We start from the raw sequence: 4,837 nt of genomic DNA on the forward strand, positions 1-4,837 counted from the left end.
CAAAGCGATTCAGGAAAAGGGCATCTTCGAAGGAGATGATTCCCAGGGCTTAGTCAAAAAAAGCATGATGGAAAATGCGGAAAAAACCATCCTGCTTTGTGATAACAGCAAGGAAAATGCTGTTGGCTTCTTTAAGCTGACAGACTTTCAGGCCCTATCCTGTCTGGTGTCGGATGCCCCCTTCTCCCCCTCCTTACAGAGGGCTTTGGAGAAGCAGATTCCAATGGTTATTTACTAAGTAGAAATATAAAAAATCAATCTTTTTGACAAATATAAAAGCTTTACACAGCATAGCTTAAATGAGAGGCAATCTGAGCCCGTTGGCACTTACGAAAAACAAATGAAATGAAGTTTTTCGCTTAGTGTCCACTACGAAGGCGAAGTTAGCGGGAGCGTGCCTCGAATGCAAGCTATGCTGTGGAAAGCTTATTTACATAATTCCACAGAAATTTTTTATATTCTATAGTTCCTTAACCATTTGGAATACCTTCTCCAAATCGTTCTCCGTATTCACCCTCTGTCTCCAGCGGGCTGCATTTTCCAGACCTTCCATATACCAGGAAAGGTGCTTCCTCATTTCCAAAAGAGCCAGATGCTCTCCCTTAATCTCCACCATCAGTCTAAGGTGCCGAAGCATCATTTCCTTTCTTTCCGAAAGGCTCACCGGCGGAAGCTTCTTCCCTTCAGACAGAAGGTTGACACAGGCTCGTATCAAAAAGGGATTTCCTTGAATTCCTCGAGCCAGCGCAACACCGTCTATCCCGGTGGAAAGGAGCATAGCCAAGGCATCCTCTTCTTGGAAAATGTCTCCGTTTCCAAAGACAGGAATCTTCACTGCTTCCTTGGCTTCCTTAATATATTGCCAGTTGGCCTTTCCTCTATAATATTGCTCTCTGGTTCTTCCGTGAATGGTCACGGAAGCCACCCCGGAGGCCTCTGCCATTTTCGCAAATTCCACCACATTGATAGCATCATCCGTAAAGCCGATGCGAAACTTTACTGTAAGAGGTTTCTTCAAGGCTTTTGCCATAGTGCTTAAAACCTGTTCCGCTAATGGAAGGTTGGTCATTAAAGCTGAGCCCTCCTGATTCCGTACCACCTTAGGCACGGGACAGCCCATATTCACATCAATGCCGTCAAAGTCCTCTTCGATTCGACAGGCCATTTCCGCCATCAAAGCAGGATCCGAGCCAAAAAGCTGTGCCGATACAAGCCCCGGCTCTCCATTATGATCCAGCAAAGAATCGGTATTTTGATTGCCATAGTAAATGGCTTTCGCTGACACCATTTCCGTAAAAGAAAGACTTAAGCCCATTTCCTTACAAAGAATACGGTAGGGAAGATCTGTCACCCCTGCCATGGGCGCCATCAGGATATTTCCCGGAAGATTGCAATCCTTTAAGGAAATCGGCTGAAAGAGGTTTTCTCTCCCCTCTTCTTCTCTTTTATTCAAGGCCTCCTCATAAGAAAAGCCAGATATTCCGTGACTTTTCACGATTTCTTCTATTTTTTCTTTTTCAACAAAATATTCGATACTGTCCTTCTTTCTACTCTAATGCAATGCATAGACTCCTCTTACTTTTTCTCTATATTTTGAAGCATTGCATCGACTTCTCTTACTTCTTCTCCAGATTCTGCAATCCCGCATAATACTCTTCCAGCTTGGAAAAGAGCTCCTTATAGTCCTTTTGAATCTGCTTCTTCTTTAGCTCTGCCCCTATCGGGTCATAAAGATAGTCCGTCTCCTCCGCAATGCTGATAAGCTCCAGCCTTCCTTCTTCTCCGAATTGCAGAAGAAATACGCCACCGATTTCCTCCGTATAAGTAACGGTTATTTTTTGCAGACTTTCCTGTACCTCTTTCGGCAGAAGAGAAAAGCGGGGATTAAAAAAATACTGTTCTCTATAGGAATTGGCCCCGCAGAGCACCTTCTCTGCCTCTTTCTTTAAGGCATCCTGATTCATTGCTTTTTCGTCCATTGTTTTGCTCCTTTCGGATTTTTTGCCTGTCCCATCATAGCATAAAAATAGATAGTGCACACTACGCGAGGGATAATCATTAAGAATAAAATGAGACAATGCACACTACGCCGGCGATACTCATCAAAAAAATAGAGGGAAAGAATCCGAAATTTCTTCCGACTTCTTCCCTCTTATTCTAAATACTGCCTCTTATCTTACCAGAAGCTAATTCTAAAGATTTCCTCTTATCTTACCAAGAGCTGAGCGATACGATACTGCTCTTCAGAGATATCCTTCTTCATGCGCAGTGCTTCCTGAATATCGTAATCCACGAACTCACCCTTCTTGTAAGCCACAAGTCGATTGGACTTTCCTGCCAAAAGCAGTTCCACCGCCTTAGCGCCCATAATGGAAGCATAATAACGGTCCTTACAGGTTGGAGATCCGCCTCTCTGCATGTGTCCTAAAATGGTAGCTCTGGTTTCGATACCGGTTGCCGCCTCAATTCTCATTGCCATGGAGGAAGAATGTCCGATTCCCTCCGCATTGATAATGATGTAATGCTTCTTTCCTCTTTTTCTGCTCTCGATAATGCGGTTAATGATGGCCTGCTCGTCTCCATCATACTTCTCCGGCAAAAGAATTTCTTCTGCACCATTTGCCACACCGCACCAAAGAGCGATATAGCCTGCGTGTCTTCCCATTACCTCGATAATGGAGCAACGCTCGTGGGAGGTAGAAGTATCTCGAATCTTATCAATAGCCTGCATAGCTGTATTGATAGAAGTATCAAAGCCGATGGTGTAATCTGTGCAGGCAATATCCAAGTCAATGGTTCCGGGAACGCCGATGGTGTTAATGCCTAAAGCGGACAACTTTCCGGCTCCCATGAAGGAACCGTCTCCTCCGATAACCACGATGCCGTCAATACCGTGCTTCTTACAAATCTCCGCACCTCTCTTCTGACCTTCAGGAGTGGTAAACTCCTTACATCTGGCGGTATACAGTACAGTACCTCCACGGCTTACTATATCGGAAACAGAGTGGCTGTCCAATTCTTTGATTTCTTCCTCTAAAAGTCCTGCGTAGCCACGCATAACACCCTTAACCTTTAAGCCATTGTGAATCGCGGTTCTTACCACGGAACGAATCGCCGCATTCATTCCGGGAGCATCTCCTCCGGAAGTCAAAACACCAATTGTTTTTACTGCTTTCCCTGCCATAACTGCCTCCAATCTACCTTACTGTTTTTATTTTATTCTTTACCGTTTCTCTATACCGGTCTTACCACCTGTTCCGCCATGTATTTAATTCTGAACAAGTACATTATATTACTCTATCCTTAAGCATTTTTCAAGGATTTTAGCTGTTCTTTCACATTTTCCGGACCTACAATTTTTGCAAGATTTTCCAGCAATTCTTGGGAAGATTGTACAGCATAAAGCTTCCCCAAGCGTTTTATAGCCTTTTCTTTCCTAAGGTAAATGGCCACGGTGCTTTCGCCCCCTTCTTGAGACAGGCATTCCAAAACTTCCTTTTCCTTCTCCAGATAGGCCTCTTTGTCGGAAAACTGCAACCAAATTTCTTTCGGCAAATTTTCAAAAGCTATAATTTTTTCCGCAATCAATTTCCCGTTGGCTTCATCGCTCATTTGCACTCTGCCGTAGACAAATACCTTCCTATCCTCCTGAATCAGCTCCTCCGTAAGCTCGTAGGTCTTAGGGAAAACCACCACTTCCATGGAGCCGGTATTGTCTTCCAAGGTCAAAAAGGCCATCATGTCATTTTTCTTGGTAATCCGCCTGTTAATGCCGGTAATCATCCCTCCTACGGTACAATGCTCATCGTCCACAAGATTCTTCTCTTCCTCTATTGCTTCCAAAGAGAAGTCTCTGGCTCTTCTGCTGCAAAGCTGCTTTAAAAGAGCTCTGTCACTGTCCAGAGGATGTCCGGAAAGATATACACCTAAGGCATCCTTTTCATTTCGCAGAAGCTCAGACTTGGGAAATTCTTCCAAATCCGGGAAAATCAGCTCAAATTCCTGTCTTTCCTCCGCCTCTTCTCCCAAAAGGTCCAAAAGGCTCATCTGCCCCGCAATCTGATCCTTCTTTCCCTTCTGTAAATCCTCCAAAACCTCCGGAAGCATTACCAACTTTTCCCTTCGATTTCCTTCCAGATTGTCAAAGGCTCCTGCATGGATAAAGGACTCCATGGCTCTTCGGTTAATGCCTCTTTGGCTTAGTCGCTGAACTAAATCTTCAAAGTTTCTAAAGGGACCGTTCTTTCTTTCCAGAATAATCTGCTCAGCGGCGGATCTTCCCACTCCCTTAACGGCGGAAAGGCCATAACGAATCTTCCCCTCCTTCACGGAGAAGCCCACCTCCGCCAACTGAATATCCGGAGGAAGGATCTCTATGCCCTGTTCCCTGGCCACTTCGATATACTCGGCGGTTTTCACCGTGTTATCCATAAAGGAGCTCATGGTGGCAGCATAAAATTCCGGAGCATAGTAATACTTTAAATAGGCGGTTTGATAGGAAAGCAGGGCATAGCTTACCGCATGGGACTTATTGAAGGCATACTTGGCAAAGTCAATCATCTTGTCGTAAATCCGATTGGCCACCTCTTCAGAAATCCCCTTGGAAATGCAGCCTGCAATGCCTTCTTTCGCATTGCCGTAGACAAAGCTCTGCCTTGCTTCCTCCATGACGGAGGTCTTCTTCTTGGACATGGCTCTTCGTAAGAGGTCCGATCCGCCCATGGTAAAACCGGCCAGGTCTCGCACAATCTGCATAACCTGCTCCTGATATACGATTACCCCATAGGTATTTTGCAGGATGGATTCCATTTCCTTACAATCGTAATGCACGGTAGCG

General features: G+C 45.0%; 4 protein-coding genes and 1 pseudogene. 1 reads left to right on the forward strand and 4 read right to left on the reverse strand.

The window, feature by feature from the left end:
• Positions 1–238 (forward strand): annotated as a pseudogene (locus tag ACO4PX_RS08620) (DeoR/GlpR family DNA-binding transcription regulator); the annotation flags it as partial.
• Positions 239–460: 222 nt separating this feature from the next.
• Here the strand turns inward: ACO4PX_RS08620 and dusB are convergent.
• The 4 genes from dusB to ACO4PX_RS08640 all read right to left on the reverse strand — a co-directional run.
• Entirely contained in the window at positions 461–1,408 is a 948-nt protein-coding gene (dusB, locus tag ACO4PX_RS08625) for a tRNA dihydrouridine synthase DusB (protein WP_485572296.1), read from the reverse strand.
• A 208-nt stretch (positions 1,409–1,616) separates the two neighbouring features.
• On the reverse strand, positions 1,617–1,979 hold the full coding sequence (locus ACO4PX_RS08630; protein ID WP_485572294.1) for a DUF6145 family protein: 363 nt from the start codon (positions 1,977–1,979) through the stop codon (positions 1,617–1,619).
• A gap of 227 nt (positions 1,980–2,206) precedes the next feature.
• A complete protein-coding gene (pfkA, locus tag ACO4PX_RS08635) occupies positions 2,207–3,184 on the reverse strand; it encodes a 6-phosphofructokinase (protein ID WP_314667317.1) in 978 nt (325 codons plus the stop codon).
• 119 nt (positions 3,185–3,303) lie between these two features.
• A partial coding sequence (locus ACO4PX_RS08640) for a helix-hairpin-helix domain-containing protein (RefSeq protein WP_485572295.1) occupies positions 3,304–4,837 on the reverse strand: 1,534 nt, incomplete at its 5' end.

Source organism: Oribacterium sp. (assembly GCF_057249185.1).

Coding starts and splice junctions, on each gene's coding strand:
- pfkA (WP_314667317.1), bottom strand. CDS start 3,184: ATGGCAGGGAAAGCAGTAAAAACAATTGGTGTTTTGACTTCCGGAGGA.
- ACO4PX_RS08630 (WP_485572294.1), bottom strand. CDS start 1,979: ATGGACGAAAAAGCAATGAATCAGGATGCCTTAAAGAAAGAGGCAGAG.